This window comes from Bacteroides sp. ET71, from assembly GCF_023336905.1.
Lineage (GTDB): Bacteria > Bacteroidota > Bacteroidia > Bacteroidales > Bacteroidaceae > Bacteroides.
In genome coordinates, this window is sequence record NZ_JAMBLS010000164.1 from 1 (window position 1) to 337 (window position 337).

1 protein-coding gene is annotated in these 337 nt (G+C 50.1%); it reads right to left on the reverse strand.

Translation table 11 applies throughout. From position 1 onward, the window contains the following. Positions 1–337: transposase (locus M3090_RS15700; RefSeq protein ID WP_317239259.1), on the reverse strand; the 337-nt coding region annotated here is incomplete at both ends.

Sequence of the window (337 nt, forward strand, 5' to 3'; positions counted from 1 at the left end):
CCCACGTTCCGCAAGCCCCTCAAAGGTTTTATGGATCAATATGCGTTGTCTCCGGCATACACGCAGCGGTGTGGAATCCACAAAGCTGATACCGGTACAAGTGCCCAGCAAGACCTCCTTGATGAAGACGGTAAGTTGCAACAGGACTTCTTTCTCCAGTTCCACAAAACGGTTGTAGGACACACGGCTGGGGAAGAGGTGGGGCAGATGCTTGCAGACATATTCCTTGTAATAATGCTTGAAACATCGGAAACCTCCCGAGTGGAACAGGATCAGGATGACCATGATTTCCGCATCGCTCATCCGGTTCGGCTTGTTCCGATGTTTATGATTCTTG